Source organism: Streptomyces sp. adm13(2018) (assembly GCF_008042145.1).
Lineage (GTDB): Bacteria > Actinomycetota > Actinomycetes > Streptomycetales > Streptomycetaceae > Streptomyces.
Genome location: NZ_RDBH01000114.1, coordinates 307,769 through 329,323, shown reverse-complemented (window position 1 = coordinate 329,323; position 21,555 = coordinate 307,769). Strand labels below are relative to the sequence as shown.

Annotated in this window: 21 protein-coding genes, 1 tRNA gene and 1 pseudogene; 9 read left to right on the top strand and 14 right to left on the bottom strand. The window is 71.6% G+C overall.

Annotated elements, in window-relative coordinates; translation table 11 throughout:
- The first annotated feature begins 145 nt into the window (after positions 1–145).
- The 4 genes from EAO70_RS13795 to EAO70_RS40345 are packed head-to-tail and all read left to right on the top strand — an operon-like array spanning position 146 to position 4,421.
- On the top strand, positions 146–889 hold the full coding sequence (locus EAO70_RS13795) for a response regulator transcription factor (RefSeq protein ID WP_315986234.1): 744 nt from the start codon (positions 146–148) through the stop codon (positions 887–889).
- Between the two features lie 6 nt (positions 890–895).
- Positions 896–2,503 (top strand): sensor histidine kinase, encoded by a 1,608-nt coding sequence (locus tag EAO70_RS13790; RefSeq protein ID WP_261992844.1) that lies wholly within the window; start codon positions 896–898, stop codon positions 2,501–2,503.
- Between the two features lie 26 nt (positions 2,504–2,529).
- Entirely contained in the window at positions 2,530–3,813 is a 1,284-nt protein-coding gene (locus EAO70_RS13785; RefSeq protein WP_261992843.1) for a bifunctional glycosyltransferase family 2/GtrA family protein, read from the top strand.
- The gene (locus EAO70_RS40345) at positions 3,810–4,421 is read left to right on the top strand and encodes an ArnT family glycosyltransferase (protein WP_410091274.1); all 612 of its coding nucleotides are present in this window, start codon (positions 3,810–3,812) and stop codon (positions 4,419–4,421) included. Before EAO70_RS13785 ends, EAO70_RS40345 begins: the two co-directional genes overlap by 4 nt.
- On the opposite strand, the pseudogene EAO70_RS40340 reads toward EAO70_RS40345, so the two are convergent.
- Positions 4,417–4,638, bottom strand: a pseudogene (locus EAO70_RS40340) (glycosyltransferase family 2 protein); the annotation flags it as partial. The gene EAO70_RS40345 and the pseudogene EAO70_RS40340 sit on opposite strands and share 5 nt — an antisense overlap.
- A gap of 931 nt (positions 4,639–5,569) precedes the next feature.
- Here EAO70_RS40340 and EAO70_RS40335 point away from each other — a divergent pair.
- From EAO70_RS40335 to EAO70_RS13770, 3 genes are all read left to right on the top strand, one after another.
- Entirely contained in the window at positions 5,570–5,983 is a 414-nt protein-coding gene (locus EAO70_RS40335; RefSeq protein WP_410091273.1) for a hypothetical protein, read from the top strand.
- Between the two features lie 89 nt (positions 5,984–6,072).
- Positions 6,073–7,617, top strand: coding sequence for an MFS transporter (locus EAO70_RS13775; RefSeq protein ID WP_148003262.1), 1,545 nt, complete (start codon positions 6,073–6,075; stop codon positions 7,615–7,617).
- A 167-nt stretch (positions 7,618–7,784) separates the two neighbouring features.
- Positions 7,785–8,585, top strand: a complete 801-nt coding sequence (locus EAO70_RS13770) for a TetR/AcrR family transcriptional regulator (protein WP_148003261.1) — start codon at positions 7,785–7,787, stop codon at positions 8,583–8,585.
- A 215-nt stretch (positions 8,586–8,800) separates the two neighbouring features.
- Here EAO70_RS13770 and EAO70_RS13765 read toward each other — a convergent pair whose 3' ends face one another.
- From EAO70_RS13765 to EAO70_RS13720, 10 genes are all read right to left on the bottom strand, one after another.
- Complete coding sequence (locus tag EAO70_RS13765; RefSeq protein WP_148003260.1) at positions 8,801–10,435, bottom strand: MDR family MFS transporter; 1,635 nt, start codon at positions 10,433–10,435, stop codon at positions 8,801–8,803.
- Positions 10,436–10,450: 15 nt separating this feature from the next.
- Positions 10,451–10,915 carry a MarR family winged helix-turn-helix transcriptional regulator gene (locus tag EAO70_RS13760; RefSeq protein WP_261992842.1) on the bottom strand — a complete coding sequence of 155 codons (465 nt, stop codon included), beginning with the start codon at positions 10,913–10,915 and terminating at the stop codon, positions 10,451–10,453.
- Positions 10,916–11,451: 536 nt separating this feature from the next.
- On the bottom strand, positions 11,452–12,357 hold the full coding sequence (locus EAO70_RS13750) for an RNA polymerase sigma factor SigF (RefSeq protein WP_148003259.1): 906 nt from the start codon (positions 12,355–12,357) through the stop codon (positions 11,452–11,454).
- Between the two features lie 235 nt (positions 12,358–12,592).
- Positions 12,593–13,441: an RNA polymerase sigma factor SigF gene (locus EAO70_RS13745; protein WP_148003258.1), complete on the bottom strand. Its 849-nt coding sequence runs from the start codon at positions 13,439–13,441 to the stop codon at positions 12,593–12,595.
- A 252-nt stretch (positions 13,442–13,693) separates the two neighbouring features.
- The gene (locus EAO70_RS13740; RefSeq protein ID WP_148003257.1) at positions 13,694–13,987 is read right to left on the bottom strand and encodes a Dabb family protein; all 294 of its coding nucleotides are present in this window, start codon (positions 13,985–13,987) and stop codon (positions 13,694–13,696) included.
- A gap of 10 nt (positions 13,988–13,997) precedes the next feature.
- Complete coding sequence (locus EAO70_RS37915) at positions 13,998–14,162, bottom strand: hypothetical protein (protein WP_187283877.1); 165 nt, start codon at positions 14,160–14,162, stop codon at positions 13,998–14,000.
- 445 nt (positions 14,163–14,607) lie between these two features.
- Positions 14,608–14,695 (bottom strand) — tRNA-Ser (locus EAO70_RS13735).
- Between the two features lie 55 nt (positions 14,696–14,750).
- Positions 14,751–15,179, bottom strand: coding sequence for a tRNA adenosine(34) deaminase TadA (tadA, locus tag EAO70_RS13730; RefSeq protein WP_148003472.1), 429 nt, complete (start codon positions 15,177–15,179; stop codon positions 14,751–14,753).
- 62 nt (positions 15,180–15,241) lie between these two features.
- A complete protein-coding gene (locus EAO70_RS13725; protein WP_148003473.1) occupies positions 15,242–15,775 on the bottom strand; it encodes a hypothetical protein in 534 nt (177 codons plus the stop codon).
- A gap of 545 nt (positions 15,776–16,320) precedes the next feature.
- Positions 16,321–16,524, bottom strand: a complete 204-nt coding sequence (locus tag EAO70_RS13720; RefSeq protein WP_148003256.1) for a hypothetical protein — start codon at positions 16,522–16,524, stop codon at positions 16,321–16,323.
- Positions 16,525–16,616: 92 nt separating this feature from the next.
- Here EAO70_RS13720 and upp point away from each other — a divergent pair, with 92 nt between their 5' ends.
- Positions 16,617–17,252, top strand: coding sequence for a uracil phosphoribosyltransferase (gene upp / locus EAO70_RS13715; RefSeq protein WP_015034991.1), 636 nt, complete (start codon positions 16,617–16,619; stop codon positions 17,250–17,252).
- 70 nt (positions 17,253–17,322) lie between these two features.
- On the opposite strand, the gene EAO70_RS13710 is transcribed toward upp, so the two are convergent.
- Together EAO70_RS13710 and EAO70_RS13705 are read right to left on the bottom strand one after the other, a co-directional pair.
- Positions 17,323–17,904, bottom strand: a complete 582-nt coding sequence (locus EAO70_RS13710) for a LytR C-terminal domain-containing protein (protein ID WP_148003255.1) — start codon at positions 17,902–17,904, stop codon at positions 17,323–17,325.
- Between the two features lie 116 nt (positions 17,905–18,020).
- The gene (locus EAO70_RS13705; protein ID WP_015034993.1) at positions 18,021–18,317 is read right to left on the bottom strand and encodes a type II toxin-antitoxin system VapB family antitoxin; all 297 of its coding nucleotides are present in this window, start codon (positions 18,315–18,317) and stop codon (positions 18,021–18,023) included.
- 96 nt (positions 18,318–18,413) lie between these two features.
- Here EAO70_RS13705 and EAO70_RS13700 point away from each other — a divergent pair, with 96 nt between their 5' ends.
- Complete coding sequence (locus EAO70_RS13700; RefSeq protein ID WP_148003254.1) at positions 18,414–20,033, top strand: helicase HerA-like domain-containing protein; 1,620 nt, start codon at positions 18,414–18,416, stop codon at positions 20,031–20,033.
- Positions 20,034–20,050: 17 nt separating this feature from the next.
- On the opposite strand, the gene EAO70_RS13695 is transcribed toward EAO70_RS13700, so the two are convergent.
- The coding region (locus EAO70_RS13695; RefSeq protein ID WP_148003471.1) for a M28 family metallopeptidase at positions 20,051–21,555 on the bottom strand (1,505 nt) is incomplete at its 5' end.

The following is a 21,555-nucleotide window of genomic DNA, read 5'->3' as shown; positions in this document are numbered from 1 at the left end:
GCGCTCCGAGCGTGCCGACCGGGGTGCTGGGGCCCACGACGAACCCGCGTTCGTCCTTCCCGCCCCTCCCCCCCCTCCCTGGTTCTCAGGTAATTCACAGGAAGAGACAAGGGGCCTCTCAGCGGCGGCCGGGAGCGTGGGTTCCATGACCGTCACCACACGCCGTCCCGGCACCCGCGCCGACATGCTCCGTGCCGACGGCACCGCCGTCCGCGTCCTCGTCGTCGACGACGAGGCCTCGCTCGCCGAGCTGCTCTCCATGGCTCTGCGCTACGAGGGCTGGCAGGTGTCCAGCGCCGGAGACGGGGCCGCCGCCCTGCGCTCCGCGCGCGAGTTCCGGCCGGACGTCGTCATCCTCGACATCATGCTGCCCGACGTCGACGGGCTCAGTCTGCTCGGCCGGATCCGGCGCGAGCTGCCCGACGTTCCGGTGCTCTTCCTGACGGCGAAGGACGCCGTCGAGGACCGGATCGCGGGGCTCACGGCGGGCGGCGACGACTACGTCACCAAGCCGTTCAGCCTGGAGGAGGTCGTGGCACGGCTGCGCGGACTCATCCGCAGGTCGGGCGCGGCGGTCGCGCGCAGCGAGTCGCTGCTCGTCGTCGGGGACCTCACCCTCGACGAGGACAGCCACGAGGTCACCCGGGGCGGGGACTCGATCCACCTCACGGCGACCGAGTTCGAGCTGCTGCGCTACCTGATGCGCAACCCCCGCCGGGTGCTCAGCAAGGCGCAGATCCTCGACCGCGTCTGGTCCTACGACTTCGGCGGCCAGGCCAACGTCGTCGAGCTCTACATCTCGTATCTGCGGCGGAAGATCGACGCGGGGCGCGCCCCGATGATCCACACCCGGCGCGGGGCCGGGTATCTCATCAAGCCGGGGGAGTAGCGGCGCGTGTTCCCAGGCGCAGTGGCGCGGCGGTGGCGGAGCCGGGGGCCGTGGTCGCTGCGGACCCGGCTCGTCGTCTCGGCGGTCGCGCTGATCGCGGTCGTCGCGTCCGTGATCGGCACGGTCACGACCATCGCCTTCCGCTCGTATCTGTACGACCGGGCCGACGAGCAGGTCCGGGCCGTCTCCAACCGGGCCGCCGGCCCGCCGCCGGGGATGCCCGGCCTGCCCGAGATGAACCGGGGCGGGAAGGACGAACTCGGGTTCGTCGTGGGCCCCAGCACCCCGGTCGGCACGCTCGGAGCCGTCCTCACGGACGGCGTGGTGACCGAGGCCGGCTACTCGGCGGAGGCCGAGGACCGTGGCATCTACCGGCCGGACCTGCGCGTCAAGCCGCTCGACGCGGCCCAGCGGGCGGCCCTGGCAGCCGTTCCGCGCGACGGGCGGCCGCACACCGTCGAACTGCCCGGCGGGCTCGGCTCGTACCGGGTCGAATACGCCTCCGCGAGCCGGGGCACCTTCCTCACCGGCATCCCGCTGGCCTCCGTCGAGAAGGCCCTCTCCACCCTGATCCTGGTCGAGCTGAGCGTCACCGGTGCCGGGCTCTTCGCCGCCTCCCTCGCCGGGACCGTCCTCGTCCGGGTCGCCCTGCGGCCGCTGCGGCGGGTCGTCGCCACCGCGGGCCAGGTCGCCCAGCTGCCGCTGCACAGCGGAGAGGTGGCACTCCACCAGCGGGTCCCGGACACCGAGGCCGATCCGCGGACCGAGGTCGGCCAGGTCGGCGCCGCCATCAACCGGATGCTCGACCACGTCCACTCGGCGCTCGACGCCCGTCAGCAGAGCGAGACCCGGGTCCGGCAGTTCGTCGCCGACGCGAGCCATGAACTACGCACCCCGCTCGCCTCGATCCGGGGGTACGCGGAGCTGACCCGGCGCGGCCGTGAGGAGTGCGGGCCCGACACCCGGCACGCGCTCGGCCGCATCGAGTCCGAGGCGACCCGGATGACCGGCCTCGTGGAGGACCTGCTGCTGCTGGCCCGCCTCGACGCCGGACGCCCCCTCTCGTACGAGCCCGTCGACCTCGTCCCGCTCGTCGTGGACGCGGTGAGCGACGCGCGCGCCGCCGGCCCCGACCACCACTGGCGTCTCGAACTGCCCGAGGACGGTGGCCTCGACCGGGCGGACGGCGAGGGCGTCGAACGGGCGCACAGCGGTGGCGTCGTACGGGCGGACGGCGCCCGGCTCCAGCAGGTGCTCGTCAACCTCCTCGCCAACGCGCGGACGCACACCCCGCCGGGGACCAGGGTCACCGCGCGGGTGCGCACCGAGCCCGGTGCGGTGACCGTCCGGATCGAGGACGACGGCCCCGGCATCCCGGCCGCGCTCCTGCCCTCCGTCTTCGAGCGGTTCGCGCGCGGCGACGCCTCCCGCTCCCGGCACGCCGGATCCACCGGCCTCGGACTCGCCATCGTGCGGGCGGTCGTGGTCGCGCACGGGGGCGAGGTGGGCGTCGACAGCGCGCCCGGCCGGACCGTCTTCACCGTCCGGCTGCCGGCCCCGCCGGCGGCGGACATCCGCTCACAGGCAGGGCACAGGCTCATCACACAGCCGTGACAGCGGCCCCGGCGAGTGTCTGGGGCATGCGAACCCCAACGATCGCGGGGCCCCCGTCCGGGGCCCTCCCCGCCCGGGAGCACCTGCCGGTGAACAGCGCGGGCCGGCCCGTCCTGGACGTGGTGATCCCCGTCCACAACGAGGAGAAGGACCTGGAGCCGTGCGTCCGCCGGCTCCATGAGCACCTTCTCCGGACCTTCCCGTACGCCTTCCGGATCACCGTCGCCGACAACGCCTCCACCGACACCACCCCCGAGGTCGCCGCCGGGCTCGCGGCCGAGGTGCCCGAGGTGCGTTCCGTCCGGCTGGAGCAGAAGGGCCGCGGCCGGGCGCTGCGGACGGTGTGGTCGGGCTCGGACGCACCCGTCCTCGCGTACATGGACGTGGACCTCTCCACCGACCTGAACGCCCTGCTCCCGCTGGTCGCGCCGCTCATCTCGGGCCACTCCGACCTGGCGATCGGCTCCCGGCTCGCCCGCTCCTCGCGGGTGGTGCGCGGGCCGAAGCGGGAGTTCATCTCGCGTGCGTACAACCTGATCCTGCGCGGCTCGCTCGCCGCCCGGTTCTCCGACGCGCAGTGCGGGTTCAAGGCCATACGGCGCGAGGTCGCCGAGCGGCTGCTCCCGATGGTCGAGGACACCGGCTGGTTCTTCGACACCGAGCTGCTGGTCCTCGCGGAGCGGGCCGGTCTGCGCATCCACGAGGTGCCCGTGGACTGGGTCGACGACCCCGACTCGACCGTGCACATCGTGAGCACGGCCACCGACGACCTGAAGGGCGTCTGGCGGGTGGGCCGGGCCCTCGCGACGGGTTCGCTGCCGCTCGACCGGCTGGCCAGGCCCTTCGGGGACGACCCCCGGGACCGCGAACTCACCGGTGTGCCGGGCGGACTGGCCCGGCAACTGGTCGGCTTCTGCGTGGTCGGGGCCCTGTCGACGCTCTTCTACCTCGCCCTGTACTCGCTCTTCCGGCTCGGGGTGGGCCCGCAGCTCGCCAACGCCGGCGCGCTCCTGGTCTCCGCCGTGGCCAACACGGCGGCCAACCGGCGGCTGACCTTCGGCGTACGGGGCCGGGACCGGGCCGTCCGCCACCAGGCGCAGGGGCTCGTGGTCTTCGCCATCGGCCTGGCCCTCACGAGCGGTTCGCTCGCCGCACTCGGCGCGGCGACCGGGGACCCGGCGCACGCCACCGAACTCGCCGTCCTGGTCGTGGCGAACCTCGCCGCGACCGTCCTGCGCTTCCTCCTCTTCCGGCTCTGGGTCTTCCCCGAGCGCTCCGCCGCACGGAACGATCCCGGGAACGACCGATGACCTCGACGAACGCGACCCCGACCCCGACCTCGATCCCGTCCACGAGTTCCCTGGCCGCGGCGGAGGCGGGGGCGTCCCGCGGCGGCCCGCTCGCCCGGCTCCTGCGCGGCCGTCCGGAGGACGCCCGCTGGGTCCGGCCCGCGTTCCTCGGGCTGCTCGCCGCCACCGCCGTGCTCTACCTGTGGAACCTGGGCGCCTCCGGCTACGCGAACTCCTTCTACTCCGCCGCCGTCCAGGCGGGCGGGGAGAGCTGGAAGGCCTTCTTCTTCGGCTCGCTCGACGCGGCCAACGCCATCACTGTCGACAAGCCCCCGGCCGCCCTCTGGCCGATGGCCCTCTCCGTCCGCCTCTTCGGCCTGGGGTCCTGGCAGATCCTGGTGCCCGAGGTCCTCATGGGCGTCGGCACGGTCGCCGTGCTCTACGCGGCCGTGCGGCGCCGGTTCGGCGCGGGCGCGGGCCTGATCGCGGGCACCGTCCTGGCGCTCACGCCGGTCGCGGCGCTGATGTTCCGCTTCAACAACCCGGACGCGCTGCTCGCCCTGCTCATGACGGTGGCCGTGTACGGCGTGCTGCGCTCCCTCGAACAGGACCGGGGCGCGGCGAGGTGATCCGGAAGGCGTACGGGAAGGTCCGGAGAAGGTGCTCATGGAGCCGGCGGACGCACGGCTCCAGGTCCTTCTCCTCGTTGTGGACGGGGATCACCACGTCCAGGACGGGCCGGCCCGCGGTGTTCACCGGCAGGTGCTCCCGGGCGGGGAGGGCCCCGGGTCCCGGGGGCGCGGGCGGCGGTCGCTGGGGCGAGACCGGTGTCCTGCGGATGTTCAACGACTCGGTCGGCGGCCAGATCTCCTGGGGGTCCCGGGGGCGCGGGCGGCGGTCGCTGGGGCGAGACCGGTGTCCTGCGGATGTTCAACGACTCGGTCGGCGGCCAGATCTCCTGGCTGCTGCCGGCCGCGCTGATCCTGCTCGTCGCGGGGCTCGTCGTGACCCGGCGGGTGCCGCGGACGGACACGGCGCGTGCCGCGTTCCTGGTGTGGGGCGGTGCACTGCTGATCACGCTGGTCGTGTTCAGCTTCATGGCCGGCATCTTCCACGAGTACTACACGGTGGCCCTGGCCCCCTACCTCGCGGCGCTCGTCGGCATGGGCACGGCCGTGCTGTGGGAGGAGCGCACCCGGCCGGCCGCCTCGGGGGTCCTCGCGGTGGTGGTGGCGGTGACCGCCTGGTGGGGCTGGACCCTGCTCGGCCGGACGCCGGACTGGCTGCCGTGGCTGCGGTGGACGGTGCTTGTGGCGGGCGCGGCGGGCGCGGTCGGGCTGCTGTTCGCGGGCCGGGTGGACCGGCGGATCGGGCTGGGCGTCGCGGGCCTCGGCCTGGCGGCGGGCCTCGCGGGTCCGTTCGCGTACACCCTGGCGACGGTGGGCACCGGTCACCAGGGCTCGATCGTCACGGCGGGCCCGGCGGGCGGCGCGATGGGCGGCCGGGGCCCGGGCGGCGGGATGCGGATGTTCGAGGGCGGCTTCCCAGGGGGCGGCCAGGGCGGTCAGCCGCCGGGTGGTGGCCAGCAGCCCGGTGGTGGCCAGATGCCGGGCGGTGGCCGGCTGCCCGGTGGCACCCAGGGAGGCCAAGGCGGTCAGGGAGGCCAGGGCGGTCAGGGAGGCCAGGGCGGTCAGCTCCCCGGCGGGCAGGCCCAAGGCGGCCAGATCCCCGGCAGCACCCCGCCCCAGGGCATGACCCCGGCCGGGGCGGCGGCGGGATGGGCGGTCTGCTCAACGGCGCCAGTGTCGGTACGGAGGCGAAGAGCGCGCTCCTCGACGACGCCGACGCGTACACCTGGGTCGCGGCCACCGTCGGGGCGCAGAACGCGGCAAGCTACCAGCTCGCCACCGAGAAGCCGGTCATGGCGATCGGCGGCTTCAACGGCAGCGACCCGTCCCCGACCCTCGCGGAGTTCCAGCGGTACGTCGCCGAAGGGAAGATCCACTACTTCATCGGCAGCGGTGAGAGCGGTGCCGATGAGAGCGGCGCCGGTGGGGACGGCGACGGCGGCGGTCGGACGGGCGGCGGGGGCCCGGGCGGCAACTCGGAGATCGCCGCCTGGGTCGCGAAGACCTTCGAGAAGACCACGGTCGGAACCGCCGTCTTCTACGACCTGACGGCCCGCACCTGATCGCTCGTCATTAATCGCTATACAGCGTAAGAGAGCCCTTGTACGGTGTACGAGACCCAGTCCCGTACACCGTACAAGGAGCCCTGCCCATGACGGCGACGACCTCCGCGACCGAACCGACCGCCACCGGCGGTCATCCTCAGCGCTGGCTGATCCTCGGCGTCATCTGCCTCGCCCAGCTCACCGTGCTGCTCGACAACACCGTCCTCAGCGTCGCCATCCCGTCGCTGACCTCCGAACTCCACGCGACCACCACCGACATCCAGTGGATGATCAACGCGTACTCGCTCGTCCAGTCCGGCCTGCTGCTCAGCGCGGGCAACGCCGCCGACCGCTACGGGCGCAAGAAGCTGCTCGCCGTCGGGCTCGCGCTCTTCGGCATCGGCTCGCTCGCGGCCGGTCTCGCCGACTCGACCACGCAGCTGATCGCCGCCCGCGCGGGCATGGGCGTCGGCGGCGCGCTCCTGATGACCACCACCCTCGCGGTCGTCATGCAGATCTTCGACGACTCGGAGCGGGTCAAGGCCATCGCGCTCTGGTCCACCGTCGCCTCGCTCGGCTTCGCCGGCGGACCGCTCATCGGCGGCGTGATCCTCAACCACTTCTGGTGGGGAATGATCTTCCTGATCAACATCCCGGTCGCGGTCGTGGCCCTGGTCGCCGTCCTCAGGCTCGTCCCGGAGTCCAAGAACCCGCAGGGCGAGCGCCCCGACCTGCTCGGCGCGCTGCTGTCCACCATCGGCATGACCGCCGTCGTGTACGCGATCATCAGCGGCCCCGAGCACGGCTGGGTCTCCGCCCAGGTGCTGGTCCCGGCGGCGATCGGGCTGCTCGGCCTCGGCGCGTTCGCCCTGTGGGAGCTGCACACCCCGTACCCGATGCTCGACATGCACTTCTTCCGGAACCAGAAGTTCATCGGCGCCATCGGCGGTTCGATCCTGGTCGTCTTCGGCATGGGCGGCTCGCTCTTCCTGCTCACCCAGCACCTCCAGTTCGTGCTCGGCTACGAGCCGCTGGAAGCGGGTCTGCGGATGGCCCCGCTCGCGCTCACGATCGTCGGCCTCAACCTGACCGGCATCGGCCCGAGGATCGTCGTGAAGCTGGGCACCCCGCCCACCGTCGTCCTCGGCATGTCCCTGGTCGCCGGCGGTCTGACCGCCATCTCGCTGCTCGGCGGAGGCACGGACGGCAGTTACGCGGGCATGCTCCTGGGGCTGGTCCTGATGGGCGGCGGCATCGCCGTCTCCTCCCCGGCCATGGCCAACGCGATCATGAGCTCGATCCCGCCGGAGAAGGCGGGGGTGGGCGCCGGGATCAACGGCACGCTCGCCGAGTTCGGCAACGGCCTCGGGGTCGCCGTCCTCGGTGCCGTCCTCAACGCGCGCTTCGCCGCGCTGGTGGCCGTCACCGCGACCTCCCTCCCGGCCGCCCTCGCCGCCGCCGACGGGGAGGCCGAGGCGAAGGCCGTCTCCGAGGCCTTCGCCTCCGGCCTCCAGACCAGCCAACTGGTCGGCGCGATCGCCGTCTTCGCCGGAGGCCTGGTGGCGGCGGCCCTGCTCCGCCGGGCCGAGCGGACGGAGCGGACCCTGGCGGCCGAGCAGCTGCCCGCCGCCCCGGCCGAATCCGGCACGTAGGAGCCGGACGCCCCCGAGCCACGGCCCCCGAGCCACGGCCCCCGAGCCACGGCCCGGGGGCGTCCGGTCCGAAGACCAGGACCGGACGCCCCCGGACCCGCGCGCCCCGACCCGGTCGACCGGCCCGCCTAGCATGGTCGCGGAGAACCGATCGACGGAGGAACGCGATGGTCAAGGCAGCCGACCGGGCCAAGAACCCGGCGCGTTCCAGCGTCTGGCTGGAGACCCGGACCCCGCGCGGCGGCGGTCCGGCCGGCCTCGACCGGGACCGGATCGTCGCCGCCGCGATGCGGATGCTCGACGAGGAGGGCCTGGCCAAGCTGTCGATGCGCAAGCTGGCCACCGAACTGGGCGTCACGGCCATGTCCCTCTACTGGTACGTGGACACCAAGGACGACATCATCGAGTTCGCGATCGACCGGGCATACGGCGAGGTCGACCTCCCCGCGGTGGAGGCCGCGGGCGACTGGCGGGACATGATCCGCGTCCTCGCCCTGGAGTACCGCCGGATGCTGGTCCGGCACCCGTGGATGTCCCCGAGCGCCGGGCAGTACCTGAACGTCGGCCCGCACGCGATCGCGGTCGGCGCCAAGATCCAGGAGGCCGTCCGGGTCACCGGCCTGCCGATCCACCACCAGCCCGGCGCGACCTCCGCGGTCTTCCAGTTCGTGTACGGGTACGGGACGATCGAGTCGCAGTTCGGGCGGCGCGCGGCGGAGGCCGGGATGTCCCAGGACGACTTCTACGTGGAGTCGATCAGGGCCTTCCGTGACGACCCCGGCATGGCGGAGGCCCTCGAACCCGTCGCGGAGATCCTCGACGAGCGGGCCTCGCACGGCAGCGTCACGGAGATCTGGGACCGCGACTTCGCGTACGCGCTGGACGTCCTGATCGCCGGGATCGAGGCGATGGTCGCCCGCGAGGACCAGGACCGCGAGGCCCGAGACAGCGAGGCCCGGACCCGCTGAACCACCGGACCCGCTGAACCACCGGATCCGCTGAACCACCGGATCCGCTGAACCACCGGATCCGCTGAACCACCGGACCCGCTGAACCACCGGACCCGCTGAAGCCCCGGCCCCACCGAGCCCCGGACATGACGGAGCGGCGGGCCGTCCCCTGCCCGCCGCTCCGTACTCGACCCGGCCGCGCCTCCGCTCGAAGCGCGGCCGGGAGTCTCTTTCTAGGCCTTGGCCTTCGCGGCCTCCGCGGCCACCGGCTTCTCGTCGGCCTTCACCGAGTTGCTCTTCAGGGCGACCTCCTTGATGAAGAGGGTCACCACGAAGGCCAGCAGCGCGAACGGCGCCGAGTAGAGGAAGACGTCCGCGACACCGTGTCCGTACGCGTCCTCCATGACCGTCCGGATCGGGGCCGGCAGCTTGTCCATGTCGGGGATGCCGCCGCCGGAGCCGCCCTGGCCCATGGCGCCCGCGGCCTTCGGGCCGAGCTCGGCCAGGCCCTCCTTGACGTAGCTGGTGACCCGGTGGGCCATGACCGCGCCGAGCGCCGAGACACCGACCGCACCGCCCAGGGAGCGGAAGAAGGTGACGACGGAGGAGGCGGCGCCGAGGTCGGCGGGGGCCACCTGGTTCTGGGTGCAGAGCACCAGGTTCTGCATCATCATGCCGAGGCCGAGGCCGAGGACCGCCATGAACAGCGCGATGTGCCAGTACGTCGTGTCGTAGCGGATCGTGCCGAGCATGCCGAGCCCGCCCGCCGCGAACGCGCCACCGCTGACCAGCCACGCCTTCCACCTGCCGGTCTTGGTGATGACGAGACCGGAGACGGTGGAGGAGATGAACAGGCCCGCGATCATCGGGATGGTGAGGACGCCGGACATCGTCGGCGACTCGTTCCGCGCCAGCTGGAAGTACTGGCTGAAGAAGACCGTGCCGGCGAACATCGCGACACCCACGAAGAGCGAGGCGAGCGAGGCGAGGGTGATGGTCCGGTTGCGGAAGAGGCGGAGCGGGATGATCGGCTCGCTGGCCTTCGACTCGACGAGCAGGAAGATGCCGCCGAGGGCGACCGCGCCGAGCACCATCACGGCCGTCTGCCAGGACATCCAGTCGTACTTGTCGCCCGCGAAGGTGACCCAGATGAGGAGCAGGGAGACCGCGGCGCTGATGAAGAAGGCACCGGCCCAGTCGACCTTGACCTGACGCTTCACGACGGGGAGCTTGAGGGTCTTCTGCAGGACGACCAGCGCGATGATCGCGAAGGGCACGCCCACGTAGAAGCACCAGCGCCAGCCGAGCCAGTCGGTGTCGGTGATGACGCCGCCGAGCAGCGGGCCGCCGACGGTGGCGACGGCGAAGGTCGCGCCGAGGTAGCCGCTGTACCGGCCGCGCTCACGCGGGGCGATCATGGCGGCCAGGATGATCTGGGAGAGGGCGGTCAGACCGCCGACGCCGATGCCCTGCACGACACGGCAGGCGATGAGCATGCCGGTGCTCTGCGAGAGACCGGCGACGATCGAGCCCGCCACGTAGATGACCAGGGCTATCTGGACGAGCAGCTTCTTGGAGAAGAGGTCCGCGAGCTTGCCCCAGAGGGGCGTGGTCGCGGTCATCGAGAGGAGCGCGGCGGTGACCACCCAGGTGTAGGCGGACTGGCCGCCGCCCAGGTCGGTGATGATCTGGGGGAGGGCGTTGGAGACGATCGTCGACGACAGGATGGCGACGAACATGCCGAGCAGCAGCCCGGACAGCGCCTCCATGATCTGCTTGTGCGTCATCGGGGCGCCACCGGAGGCGGTGTTCCCCTCCTTGGCGCTCCCGCCGCGCACACCGGTCTCTGGCGTGGTGGTCGTAGCCATCAAGTTCCTTCGTTCTCAAGCGTGGTGGGCCCGGCAGTCCCCGAAGGAATCGCGGAGGCGGGCGAGCAAAGTGGTGAGCAGTTCGACGTCGTCGTCGGACCACTCCGCGAGGGTGCGGGCGAGCATGTCGGTCAGCCGTCGGTCCAGGACGGCGAGCATGTCTTCGCCCGCCCGGGTCAGGTGCAGGATGCGGGAACGCCGGTCGGCGGGGTCGGGCAGCCGCTCGACCCAGCCGCGGTCCACGGTGTGGGCCACGTGTCGGCTGCTGACCGACATGTCGACGGCCATCAGCTCGGACACCCGGCCCATCCGCATGTCGCCGTGGTGGTTCAGCAGGGCGAGGACGATGGCGGACCCGCTGGGGCACTCGGCGGGCAGGACCCGGCCGAGGCCGCGCTTGACCGCTCCGATGGCGCTCATCTGGCGGGCGAGGTTCTCGTATCGATTGCCCCGGTCCACCGAGCCGACCATCGAGTCCATCGGCACTCCCTGATGTTGTTGCTTAGGGCAACCATAGAGATGGATGGTTGCTCCAGGCAAACTAAATCGGTCAAACGGCGCTAAAGAATCGGCAAAGGGGGAGCGGGGCCCAGCTGCGCGAGGGCCTCATCGCGGACTGAGTTCCGCCGATGGCCTGCTTTCTGACGGATCGTCAGTCACACTGGCGGGCATGAGGCGAAGGAAGCCGGTACTCGTGGCGGTGGCGCTCTGCCTCGGCGGAGCGCTGACCGCGTGTGGTGGCGGAGGAGACGGCGAGGGGGAAGAGGTGCTGGAGGTGTCCCCGGTCGTCGTGGGGCCGTCAAGGGGCACCAGGGCGACCGCACCGGAGGGCGTGCCCGCGGCTCCGGGCGAGGCGCCGGCGCCGACCGCCGCGTACCCCTCGCCGTCTCCTCCGCCACCACACGCGGTCAGCGCTCCGCCGAGGCAGAGCGCCACCGCCACGAGTACCGGCTTCCTTCGCCTCATGCCCGCCAGTGTGACTGACGATCCGTCAGAAAGCAGGCCATCGGCGGAACTCAGTCCGCGATGAGGCCCTCGCGCAGCTGGGCGAGGGTGCGGGTGAGCAGCCGCGAGACGTGCATCTGGGAGATGCCGACCTCCTCGCCGATCTGCGACTGGGTCATGTTGGCGAAGAAGCGCAGCATGATGATCTGCCGCTCGCGGGGCGGGAGTTTGGCGAGCAGCGGCTTGAGCGACTCGCGGTACTCGACGCCTTCGAGCGCCGAGTCCTCGTACCCCAGACGGTCGGCGAGCGAGCCCTCGCCGCCGTCGTCCTCGGGCGAGGGGGAGTCGAGCGAGGAGGCGGTGTACGCGTTGCCCACGGCGAGGCCGTCGACGACGTCCTCCTCCGACACCCCGAGCACGGCGGCGAGTTCGGGCACGGTGGGGGAGCGGTCGAGCTTCTGGGCGAGCTCGTCGCTGGCCTTGGTGAGGGCCAGCCGCAGCTCCTGGAGCCGACGCGGGACGCGGACCGACCAGGAGGTGTCGCGGAAGAAGCGCTTGATCTCACCGACGACCGTCGGCATCGCGAACGTCGGGAACTCCACCCCGCGCTCGCAGTCGAAGCGGTCGATCGCCTTGATCAGGCCGATCGTCCCGACCTGGACGATGTCCTCCATCGGCTCGTTGCGGGAGCGGAAGCGGGCCGCCGCGTACCGCACGAGCGGGAGGTTGAGCTCGATGAGGGTGTCCCGGACGTAGGTCCGCTCCGGGCTGTCCGCGGCGGCTCCCTCGGTGTCGAGGGCGCGCAGCCTCAGGAAGAGGGAGCGCGAGAGGGTGCGCGTGTCGAGGGCTCCCGACGTGACGACCATCGGCGGAGGGAGTACCTCCGCGCTGTCGGTCGCGGTCGGCGCCGTCGTCTGCGTGGGCACGGGAACGGGCGTGAGCGTGAGCACCTTCGAGCTGCCCAGTTCTGTGGACATGCCACCCCCTTGAGGTCGCGGACGGTCGCGGTGGCCGCGACCATCTGAGGAACGCAGCCACCACCTGAATACCGGCGGCGGGGCTGCGGCAAACTCGGTTCCAGCAGAATGTCACATGTCGGCAACACGCTGTAGTGACATGTCGACAAGCCGAGGGTGCATATCCGCAGGAAACAAGGGGTGTACGGCAATTGGGGTGCCGCAGAACTGCTCCGAACCGGTCTACCCGATTCAGCTACGCCTCGATTCTGTTTGCGGATCTCAAACGCGCGAAGCTGCGGGCGAGGAGCCTTGACACATGCATCTGGGAGACGCCGAGTTCCTGGCTGATCTGGGACTGCGTCAGATTGCTGTAGTAGCGCAGCATCAGGATCCGCTGCTCCCGCTCGGGCAGTTGGACGAGCAGGTGGCGGACGAGGTCGCGGTGTTCGACGCCGGCCAGGGCGGGGTCCTCGTAGCCGAGCCGGTCGAGGAGCCCGGGCAGCCCGTCGCCCTCCTGTGCGGCCTCCAGGGAGGTCGCGTGGTACGAGCGGCCGGCCTCGATGCAGGCGAGCACCTCGTCCTCGCCGATCCGCAGCCGCTCGGCGATCTCCGCGGTCGTGGGGGAGCGGCCGTGAGCGGTCGTCAGGTCCTCGGTGGCGCCGTTCACCTGGACCCAGAGCTCGTGCAGGCGCCGGGGCACGTGCACGGTGCGGACGTTGTCGCGGAAGTACCGCTTGATCTCGCCGACGACGGTGGGCATGGCGAAGGTGGGGAACTGGACGCCGCGGTCGGGGTCGAAGCGGTCGATGGCGTTGATCAGGCCGATGGTGCCGACCTGGACGACGTCCTCCATCGGCTCGTTGCGGGAGCGGAAGCGGGCCGCCGCGTAGCGGACGAGCGGCAGGTTGGCCTCGATGAGGGCCCCGCGCACCCGGTGGTGCTCCGGGGTGCCCGGCTCCAGGTTCTTGAGCTGCCCGAAGAGCACCTGGGTGAGCGCGCGGGTGTCGGCGCCGCGGGTGCTCTGGGGGCGGGCGCGTGGGGGTTCGGTCCCGCTTCCAGCCTCGGGCTGGGGCGGGACCTGAGGTGCTGTACTGGCCGGCACGTTCACGCCACCCCTTTGGCTGGTCCTGCTGGTCGACTGGGTCAACTACGGTCAACTCATCCATCAAAAGCGGTCATAGCATCACAAGACATGTCCACTGTGTGCAAGCACCGCATAACGACGTGTTGAGGGCATAGTGGCCGAAAAAGGGGAGGTCACGCGTGGAATCGCGCAGCGAAAAGCCCCCCACCTCGATGGCGGGGGGCCTGGCGTAACGGCCCGGACCGGGCCCGGTACCTCGGAGACGGTCTCCTAGAACGCGTAGTCCGCGATCACCCAGGTGGCGAACTCGCGCCATTGGGCGACACCCGCCTGGTGGGCGGGGTGCTCCAGATAGCGCTGGAGCGCGTCGGCGTCCTCGACGGCCGAGTTGATGGCGAAGTCGTACGCGATCGGCCGGTCCGTGATGTTCCAGTCGCACTCCCAGAAGCGCAGCTCCGGGATCTGGCCGCCGAGGGCGCGGAACGCCTCGACGCCGGCGACGACGCGGGGCTCGTCGCGGGCGACGCCCTCGTTGAGCTTGAAGAGGACCAGATGGCGGATCACGGAGGGGCTCCTAGTTGATGAGTTCGGTCATGAACTCGCCGACACCCTGGGCGGCGCTGGAAATGCCCTCGAACCCTACCTGTACGAGATCGGCGGCCCTGGCCGGGGACGTGATGATCGTGTACAGCACAAAGACCGCGACCGCGTAGAGGGCGATCTTCTTCGCCTGCGCCATGGCCAGTCCTCCCCTGAACCCCGCCGTACGACCGCGCCACTCTAACCGAGGCTTTATGGACCAAGGGCCCGGCGATCGAGGCCTTTCGCCGCCCGCCGGAAGGGTGACGGGCGCGCAGGATGGAGGCGAGCCCGGAGGATCTGGCAGGAATCGGAAGGGCTCCTGGAACCGGCCCGCACTGCGGGGTCCGCGCCGCGAGCTTCCCCCCTGACCGCGGCGCAGGACTTGCTGGACCGGTTCTCATCGGGGGGAGCGGCTTGTCCCCCCGATGCCGCTCCCCCCGTCCTGGCCTTCCCTGCGCCGCCCCGGCCCGTCTTCTGGTCGGCATCCGGCGGCGGCTCCTGACGGTGGACCAGAGCGCCGCCCACCCCCTCACATCCGCGGTCCGCGGGCAGCAGAAGAAGAACCCCGCCGGTCCGTTTCCACGGACCGGCGGGGTTCTTGCTGGCGGTAGCGGAGGGATTTGAACCCTCGGTGAGTTTCCCCACACTCGCTTTCGAGGCGAGCTCCTTCGGCCGCTCGGACACGCTACCGAGAGAGAGCTTAGCCGAAACTGGCGCTGCGATGAAATCCGTATCCCGTGGCAGGTCAGCGGGCCCGGAAGAAGGCCGTGAGACGGGCCGCGCACTCCTCGCCGAGGACGCCCTGGACCACCTCGGGCCGGTGGTTGAGCCGGCGGTCCCGTACGAGGTCCCAGAGGGAGCCCGTGGCACCCGCCTTCTCGTCCGGGGCGCCGAACACCACCCGCTCGACCCGCGACTGGACGAGTGCCCCCGCGCACATCACGCACGGCTCCAGGGTCACGACCAGCGTGCAGCCCGTCAGCCGCCACTCCCCGGTCGCCGCGGCCGCGCGGCGCAGCGCGAGCACCTCGGCGTGCGCGGTGGGGTCGCCGGTCGCCTCCCGCTCGTTGTGCCCGCGGGCGAGCACCGAGCCGTCCGGGCCGAGCACGACCGCGCCGACCGGTACGTCACCGGCCGGCACGGCCGCCTCGGCCTCGGCGAGGGCGAGCAGCATGGCGTCCCGCCAGGGGTCCCGTACGGGGTCGGGCGGGGGTGGGGCCGGTACCGCGCGTGCCACTAGCGGACGGCCTCCAGGACCTCGGCGGCCCCCAGGGCGTCCGCGATCTCCGCGAGGGCGTCGCTGTCGAGCGTCAGCAGGTCCGCCGGGGACATGCCGAGGTCCGCCAGGATCAGCCGGTCGCCCACCGGGGCGGCCGGGACGGCCTCGGCGGCGACGCTCGTCTCCTCGTCGTCGTCCGCGTCGTCGTCGAGCGGCTCCCCGTCCTCCGTACCGTCCAGGTCCAGCGACTCGAGTTCGTCGACGAGGTCGTCCAGGTCGTCGCCGAGGATCTCCCGGGTGAGGATCTCCCCGTACGAGGAACGGGCGGCGGCAGCGCCGTCGGAGACGTAGATACGAGGGTCTTCCTCACCCTCGATCCGGACGATCCCGAACCACGCGTCCTCCTGCTCGATGAAGACGATCACCGTGTCGTCGTCCGAGGCCTCGCGGGCGAGCTCGGTCAGATCCGACAGGGTCTCCACGTCGTCGAGGTCCGTGTCGCTCGCTTCCCACCCGTCTTCGGTGCGCGCGAGCAGTGCGGCGAAGTACACCTGACTCTCTCCCACTGATCAGAGGTGTGACGATCCGGCGGTGCGCTCCTGAGCCCCGCCCAATCGGCATCGTGACAGATACGGCGCCCACAGGAGAGGTCTTCGGCTCTTGCGTCGTGCATCAGTCTGAACGACCCCGCGATCGGGCGGGCGTGCGACCCCGGCGCGCGCAGGGGCGCAGACGGGACGGGGCGGTGGTCACCGGGGACGGAGGGTCAGGAGGGACGCCGGGGCGCGGACGAGGCGCGCGAGCCACGCGCAGGCGCCCCGGGGGCGCGGTGGGGTCCGTACGGGCCCGGACGAGCGGTGGAAGGGCCGCGGCGGGGCTCGGCGCCGCTCCGGAAGGACCGGGCCGGGACTTGGTCGCCCGTCAGGGTTCGGCGCCGCCGCGAAACGAAGGAGGGCGGTTCCACGCCGCCGCGGACGGCCTCTTCACCCCGCCCGCGAGGCTCCGTCCGGCACGTGAAAGAGCTGTGGAGGGAGGCCCGGTAAGGGCTCCGGAAGCCTCTGGCGCGAGCAGTCGGCCGGTCTCCCCGGCGCGCCGCTCACCATCGGAAGGTCCGCATGCGCATCTGCTGGCGCATGCGGGCCGCTCGCGCGCGTCTCGGCTGGACGCGTTCGCGCAGCGCCTTGGCCTCTCCGAGTTCACGGAGGAACTGCGCGCGGCGACGTCGCCGCTCGGCGTCCGTCTCCGGCTTCCGGGCCGCCCCCTCGGCGGCGCCCTCGGCCGGTTCTTCCAGGTCGGGCATCGGTCACTCCACCCCATCGCTGGGTTCCCGTCCCCCCACCTTCCCCCAGTGGCGCGGGTCGATGCCAGTGCGCGGCGGGCTACTGTTGAGGCATGCGTCTCCACGTCGTCGATCACCCGCTGGTCGCCCACAAGCTCACCACGCTGCGCGACAAGCGCACGGATTCCGCGACCTTCCGTCGGCTCGCCGACGAGCTGGTCACCCTGCTCGCCTACGAGGCCACCAGGGACGTCCGGACCGAGCAGGTCGACATCGAGACCCCCGTGACGCCCACGACCGGCGTGAAGCTGTCGTACCCGCGTCCGCTGGTGGTCCCGATCCTGCGCGCCGGACTCGGCATGCTCGACGGCATGGTCCGGCTGCTCCCGACCGCCGAGGTCGGCTTCCTGGGCATGATCCGCAACGAGGAGACGCTGGAGGCGTCGACGTACGCCACGCGCATGCCGGAGGACCTCTCCGGCCGCCAGGTGTACGTCCTCGACCCGATGCTGGCGACCGGCGGCACGCTCGTCGCGGCCATCCAGGAGCTGATCAAGCGCGGCGCCGACGACGTGACCGCGGTCGTGCTCCTCGCCGCCCCGGAGGGCGTCGAGGTCATGGAGCGCGAGCTGGCGGGCACTCCCGTCACCGTCGTGACGGCCTCGGTCGACGAGCGTCTCAACGAGAACGGCTACATCGTCCCGGGCCTGGGCGACGCGGGCGACCGCATGTACGGCTCCGCGGAGTAGCAGTCACCGCCTCCGCGGAGGCGGCGAACGCCACGTCCGCGGAAGGCCGCCACTTCCGGGGAACGGCGTCTCAGCACTTTCCGGTCGGTACGGGCGCGGGCTTGGTCAGGGCGACCAGGGCCGCGTCCGCCGTCGTTTTCGGGGACAGGTTCTTGAAGGCGGTGCCGATGATCAGGTCCACGTCCGCCGTMCCCCGGGTGTCCGTCTTCGTCGTGGCGCCCGCGAGCTGGGTGCCGAGGACGGGGAAGGCGCCCTTGGTGGCGGTCGTCGCGCCGAGGAGAAGACCGGCGCCGGGGACCTTCTTGTCGTAGGCGGCCGGCGCGTTCCCGACCTTGCCGATCTTGAAGCCGCGTTTCTTGAGCTCGTCCGCGGTCGTCTTGGCGAGCCCGCTGCGCGGGGTCGCGTTGTYGACGTTGACCGTGATCTGGGCGGGTTTGCAGTCGGTCTGTCGGCCGGCCGTCGCCCTGGCCTCGTCGCCGGAGAAGACGTCGACGAGCTGGAGCGTTCCCCAGCCGGCCGCGCCGAGCACGACCACGGCGGCAGCGGCCGCGAGGACGATCCTGCGACGGCGCCGCGGGCGGCGCATGCGGGGGTAGGTGTCCCCTGTGATGCGGTACTTTCCGCCCATTCCGGGGGGAGTGAGCATGCTCATGAACGCAGCGTAATGCCGCCCGTCGGCGATGCCTACTTGATGATCATGTGATCGCGTCCGGATGGGGGCGAACTGACCCCGAAAGGGTCAGTGCGTACGGGCCGGTGGGCGCCGTCTCAGTCCATTTCCAGGACACGGGCGTGCAGTACCTGGCGCTGCTGGAGCGCCGCGCGGACGGCGCGGTGCAGTCCGTCCTCGAGGTAGAGATCGCCCTGCCACTTCACGACGTGCGCGAAGAGGTCGCCGTAGAACGTGGAGTCCTCGGCGAGCAGCGTCTCCAGGTCCAGCTGTCCCTTGGTGGTGACGAGCTGGTCGAGGCGGACCGGGCGCGGCGCGACGTCCGCCCACTGCCGGGTGCTTTCCCGGCCGTGGTCGGGATACGGCTTTCCGTTTCCGATGCGCTTGAAGATCACACGGAAAGCCTACCGGGCGAGCGGCTCCCGGCGCAGCCATGCACGGCCGGTGCGATGCTGGTGCGAACCGTGACGAACCGGAATTGGGGTGCCGTGATGAGCGTGAGCGAGCAGCCGGCGGCCGCGCCGGACGGCCCCGTGGCCGAGATCGCCGCCGGGTACGCCGTCGAGGGTGCGGCACTCGATCTGGGGGCACTGCTGTGGGACGGGGAGTGTGACCCGGACGCGCGGATCCGCATCCCGCTGGCCGTGCTCAACCGGCACGGACTGGTCGCCGGCGCGACCGGCACGGGCAAGACGAAGACGCTCCAGCTGATCGCCGAGCAGCTCTCGGCGAACGGCGTGCCGGTCTTCCTCGCCGACATCAAGGGCGACGTCTCCGGTGTCGCGGCCCCCGGCCAGGACGGCGAGAGGGTCCGGGAGCGGGCCGCGCAGGTCGGTCAGGAGTGGCGGGCGACGGGCTTCCCCTGCGAGTTCTACGGGCTCGGCGGGACGGGCCCCGGCATTCCGGTGCGGGCCACGGTGACCGGTTTCGGGCCCGTCCTGCTGTCGAAGGTGCTCCAGCTCAACCAGACGCAGGAGCAGTCGCTGGGCCTGATCTTCCACTACGCCGACTCCAAGGGTCTGGAGCTGGTGGACCTCAAGGACCTCCGGGCGGTGGTGGCGTTCCTGGTGTCGGACACCGGGAAGGCCGAGCTGAAGGGGATCGGCGGGCTGTCCACGGTGACCGCCGGGGTGATCCTGCGGTCGATCACGGCCTTCGAGCAGCAGGGCGCGGGCGGCTTCTTCGGCGAGCCGGAGTTCGACACGAACGAGTTCCTGCGGACGGCGGCGGACGGGCGGGGCGTCGTCTCGGTCCTGGAGCTGCCGGCGGTGCAGGACAAGCCCCAGCTGTTCTCGACCTTCCTGATGTGGATGCTGGCGGACCTCTTCGCCGACCTGCCCGAGGTCGGCGACCTGGAGAAGCCGAAGCTGGTCTTCTTCTTCGACGAGGCGCACCTGCTGTTCAGCGGGGCGTCGAAGGCCTTCCGGGAGTCGATCACGCAGACCGTGCGGCTGATCCGCTCGAAGGGGATCGGCGTGTTCTTCGTGACGCAGACGCCGAAGGACGTGCCCTCGGACGTGCTCGCGCAGCTCGGCAACCGGGTGCAGCACGCGCTGCGCGCGTTCACCCCGGACGACGCGAAGGCGCTGAAGGCGACCGTACGGACCTTCCCGCACTCGCCGTACGACCTGGAGGAGGTCCTCACGGGCCTCGGTACGGGCGAGGCGGTGGTCACCGTACTCAGTGAGAGGGGCGCGCCGACGCCGGTGGCGGCGACCCGGCTGCGGGCGCCCGAGTCGCTGATGGGCCCGATCGACGCGGCCGCCCTGGACGCGGCCGTGAAGGCCTCGCCGCTCTACGGCCGGTACGCGCAGGCGGTGGACCGCGAGTCGGCGTACGAGCGGCTGACGGCCGAGCAGCGGGCGGCGGAGACGGCGGCGCTGGAGGCGGTGGCCGCCGAGGAGGCGGAGAAAGCCGGCAAGGCCGATGAGGCGGAGAAGGGCGAGGCGGCGGGGAGGCGGCCGGGAGCGAGGGCTCCGAAGCCGGAGCCCTCGCTCGCCGAACAGGTGGTGGGCAGTGGGATCTTCACGTCCCTGGCCCGGTCGATCGGCACCCAGCTGGGCCGGGAGATCAGCCGGTCGATCTTCGGTACGGCCCGCCGCAGGAGGTAGCGGGGTCCGCCCGGGTCCTACTCGGTGACCTCGTGGTGGTCGTCGTGCAGGCCGCCGCCGCTGCCCTCGCCGCCGGTGGTCGGGGTGGAGACGACCGGCTTGCGCAGGGAGGAGATGTCGTGGGCGTAGGTGCCCACGGCGTTGGCGATGACCTTGATGTTGGCGTCGAAGGCCTTCATGTTGACGTTCTTCAGGTCGTCGCCCTTGGCGTGGTAATTCACGTCGTACGCGACACCCGCCGTGCCGCCGAACTTGGCGGCCTGGGCGGCGGTCTTGATGCCCTCGGCGCCGGTGAAGGTGCCGCCGGAGGGGATGCCGACCTTGATGAACGGGCCGTAGTCGGAGCGGCCGGAGAAGTCGGTGCCCTCGTGCGGGAGGCCGCGCGCGTCCATGAACGTGGTGATGTCGCGCTCCAGCTGGGCGGAGCCCTCGGGGCCCGCGCCCTCGCCGACGTTGTCGGAGTTGTCGCCGTCGTAGACGAACAGGCCGTAGTTCGGCGAGGCGATCATGTCGAAGTTGAGGTAGAGCTTGATCTCGCGGCGGTCGAGCGCGGTCAGGTTCTTGACGTAGTGGTCGGAGCCGAGGAGGCCGTTCTCCTCCGCGGACCACCAGGCGAAGCGGACCTTGTTGCGGACCTTCTCCTTGGTCTTCGCGAGCTCCAGGGCGGTCTGGAGGAGGCCCGCGGAGCCGGAGCCGTTGTCGTTGATGCCGGGGCCGGCGGTGACCGAGTCGAGGTGCGAGCCGAGCATCACGGTGTTGGCGGCGTTGCCGCCCTTGGTCTCCGCGATGACGTTGTTGGTGACGCGCTTCTCCTGGAGCTGGCGGATCTCGAAGGAGAGCTTGACGGGGCCCTTGGCGAGGTCGGCGGCGAGCTTCTCGCCCTCGGCCAGGCTGATGCCGCCGGTCGGGATCTTGCCCGCGGCGGGCTCGCCGAGGGTGCCGGAGAGGATGCCGTCGACGTTGTTGTAGATGATGGCGCCGGTGGCGCCGGCCGCCGCGGCCTGCTCCTGCTTGATGGCGAAGGAGCAGCCGCCGCGCTTGATGAGCGCGACCTTGCCGGTGAAGGTGCCGGAGGCGTAGTCGCCCGGCTCACAGCCGGTGGTGCCGTCGGCGTCGACGGGCACGGCGACCAGGTCGACCTTCACGCCGCCGACCGGGGTGGACTTGGTGTACGTCATGGCCCGGACGTCCAGGGCGCGCGGCGCGGGCGACTCGACGGAGACCTTCTCGGCGAGCGTCTGGGTGTAGATGAAGTCGAACTGCTCGTACGAGACGTTGTAGCCGGCCTTCTTGAGCTGCGTGTAGACGTAGGCGGCGGAGGCGTCGTGGCCGAGCGTGCCGGCCGCGCGGTGGCCGCCGGCCGAGTCGGCTATCGCCTGGAACTTCTGCAGGTGCTTGTAGGCGTCCTGGCCGGTGGATGCGGTGACCAGCTTCTTCGCCAGCTTGGCTGCGTCGCGGGCGGGCGCGGCTCCGGGGTCCTTCACCGCGGTGGCGGGGGAGGCGAGGACCAGCGGGGTGGCGA

Excerpts from the sequence above, each read along its gene's own strand:
- EAO70_RS13795 (WP_315986234.1), top strand. The coding sequence starts at position 146 with ATGACCGTCACCACACGCCGTCCCGGCACCCGCGCCGACATGCTCCGT.
- EAO70_RS13785 (WP_261992843.1), top strand. The coding sequence starts at position 2,530 with ATGCGAACCCCAACGATCGCGGGGCCCCCGTCCGGGGCCCTCCCCGCC.
- EAO70_RS40345 (WP_410091274.1), top strand. The coding sequence starts at position 3,810 with ATGACCTCGACGAACGCGACCCCGACCCCGACCTCGATCCCGTCCACG.
- EAO70_RS40335 (WP_410091273.1), top strand. The coding sequence starts at position 5,570 with ATGGGCGGTCTGCTCAACGGCGCCAGTGTCGGTACGGAGGCGAAGAGC.
- EAO70_RS13775 (WP_148003262.1), top strand. The coding sequence starts at position 6,073 with ATGACGGCGACGACCTCCGCGACCGAACCGACCGCCACCGGCGGTCAT.
- EAO70_RS13770 (WP_148003261.1), top strand. The coding sequence starts at position 7,785 with ATGGTCAAGGCAGCCGACCGGGCCAAGAACCCGGCGCGTTCCAGCGTC.
- EAO70_RS13765 (WP_148003260.1), bottom strand. The coding sequence starts at position 10,435 with ATGGCTACGACCACCACGCCAGAGACCGGTGTGCGCGGCGGGAGCGCC.
- EAO70_RS13760 (WP_261992842.1), bottom strand. The coding sequence starts at position 10,915 with ATGGACTCGATGGTCGGCTCGGTGGACCGGGGCAATCGATACGAGAAC.
- EAO70_RS13750 (WP_148003259.1), bottom strand. The coding sequence starts at position 12,357 with ATGTCCACAGAACTGGGCAGCTCGAAGGTGCTCACGCTCACGCCCGTT.
- EAO70_RS37915 (WP_187283877.1), bottom strand. The coding sequence starts at position 14,162 with ATGGCGCAGGCGAAGAAGATCGCCCTCTACGCGGTCGCGGTCTTTGTG.
- tadA (WP_148003472.1), bottom strand. The coding sequence starts at position 15,179 with ATGCTGCTCGCCCTCGCCGAGGCCGAGGCGGCCGTGCCGGCCGGTGAC.
- EAO70_RS13720 (WP_148003256.1), bottom strand. The coding sequence starts at position 16,524 with ATGCCCGACCTGGAAGAACCGGCCGAGGGCGCCGCCGAGGGGGCGGCC.
- upp (WP_015034991.1), top strand. The coding sequence starts at position 16,617 with ATGCGTCTCCACGTCGTCGATCACCCGCTGGTCGCCCACAAGCTCACC.
- EAO70_RS13700 (WP_148003254.1), top strand. The coding sequence starts at position 18,414 with ATGAGCGTGAGCGAGCAGCCGGCGGCCGCGCCGGACGGCCCCGTGGCC.